At 45.9% G+C, this 1,719-nt stretch carries 2 protein-coding genes; both read left to right on the top strand.

All coding sequences use genetic code 11. From position 1 onward, the window contains the following. Positions 1 to 313: 313 nt before the first annotated feature. Positions 314 to 892, top strand: coding sequence for a phage repressor protein CI (locus QRY16_RS21850; RefSeq protein ID WP_289778046.1), 579 nt, complete (start codon positions 314 to 316; stop codon positions 890 to 892). Further along, a partial coding sequence (locus QRY16_RS21845) for a phage integrase (RefSeq protein ID WP_289778045.1) occupies positions 892 to 1,719 on the top strand: 828 nt, incomplete at its 3' end. The genes QRY16_RS21850 and QRY16_RS21845, both read left to right, overlap by 1 nt.

Raw genomic sequence — 1,719 nt, 5'->3', positions numbered from 1 at the left:
GCTATCGACTGAAACAGAAACGAAAGGCAGGGATTATCGCGGAAGCTAATCCTGAGTAAAACGGTGGATCAATATTAAACCGTTGGTGGTGATGGTAAGCGGATCACTTTTTACCCGTTGTTGACAACTGCTGCAGGGTAACGATGGGGGCTGGTACTTTGATGATTGCGATTTCAGAAGCCATGATGCATGATTCCCTATTTACTGTTTTAGACAATGTTGGCCTCTCATTCACCAATGTTTGCCAACATACACACCTCACTGATGAGCAATGTAATTAACTTTTGAGCATTGGTCAACATGGAAAACACTAATGAGCATAAACAAAAACACTTTCGAGCCTCTAACTATCCTTGACAGGATCATCTCTGTTTATGGCTTCACCCAAAAATTGCAGCTCGCAAATCACTTCGAAATGTCACCAAGTTCCCTGCAGAACCGATACACACGCGGCACTATCTCTTACGATCTAGCGGCGTTCTGCTCGCTTGAAACTGGTGCAAGTCTCAGGTGGATTCTGACCGGGGAGGGGGAACAATTCGAAACCAGCCCTTCAATCACTGATCCTAAAAAAATGGATCTTTATATTCTCAAGGATGGTGTTCTTGAGAAAAATTCCACATTGAGTATTGACCCTAATATTTTGAGTACGCAGATATCAAAAGGGATTGCAGTTCGAGCAGAAGGAAAGTTGCATTTTGTTGATCAGGATTCCCCACATTCCGATGGCCTATGGTTGGTAGATATTGAAGGAGCAAACAGCATTCGCGAGTTAACCATTCTCCCCGGCAAGAAACTCCACGTTGCAGGTGGGAAAGTGCCCTTTGAATGCGGCTTTGATGAAATAAAACTGATTGGTCGTGTGGTGGGTATCTACAGTGAGGTTAACTGATGGCGATCCGTAAAAACCCTGCTGGCGGCTGGATTTGCGAGCTTTATCCGAACGGGGCAAAAGGCAAACGCATCAGAAAGAAATTCGCCACCAAAGGCGAGGCGCTGGCGTTTGAACAGTACACAGTACAAAACCCGTGGCAGGAAGAAAAGGAAGACAGACGCACGTTAAAAGACCTAATTGACTCATGGTATAGCGCTCACGGTATTACCCTCAAAGACGGTCTCAAACGCCAGTTAGCGATGCATCATGCTTTTGAGTGTATGGGCGAACCGCTCGCACGCGATTTCGATGCGCAGATGTTTTCCCGCTACCGGGAAAAGAGGCTAAAGGGTGAATATGCCCGTTCAAATAGGGTTAAAGAGGTATCGCCTCGAACACTTAATCTTGAGCTGGCCTACTTTCGCGCAGTATTCAATGAGCTTAATCGGCTTGGCGAATGGAAAGGAGAAAACCCGCTAAAAAATATGCGCCCTTTCCGCACTGAAGAAATGGAAATGGCTTGGCTAAATCAGGAACAGATCGCCGTACTGCTTGCTGAATGCCAGCGCCATGAAAATCAGGATTTGGTCAATGTGGTAAAAATTTGCCTTGCGACTGGCGCACGTTGGTCTGAAGCCGAACAATTAAAAAAAAGTCAGCTCACAAATTTCAAAATCACTTATATCAACACGAAGGGCAAAAAAAACCGCACCGTCCCTATTAGCAAGGAGCTATTTAACACCCTACCAGATGACCGAGCAGGTCGGCTATTTAGTGATTGTTATGGCGCGTTTAGGTCTGCTCTTGAGAGAACAGGCATCGAATTACCGGCAGGGCAACTGACC

Origin of the sequence: Mixta mediterraneensis (assembly GCF_030283135.1) — a bacterium.
Classification (GTDB): Bacteria; Pseudomonadota; Gammaproteobacteria; order Enterobacterales; family Enterobacteriaceae; genus Pantoea; species Pantoea mediterraneensis.
The sequence above is the reverse complement of the archived record's forward strand: the minus strand, read 5'-3'. Positions and strand labels throughout refer to the sequence as shown.

Coding starts and splice junctions, on each gene's coding strand:
- QRY16_RS21850 (WP_289778046.1), top strand. CDS start 314: ATGAGCATAAACAAAAACACTTTCGAGCCTCTAACTATCCTTGACAGG.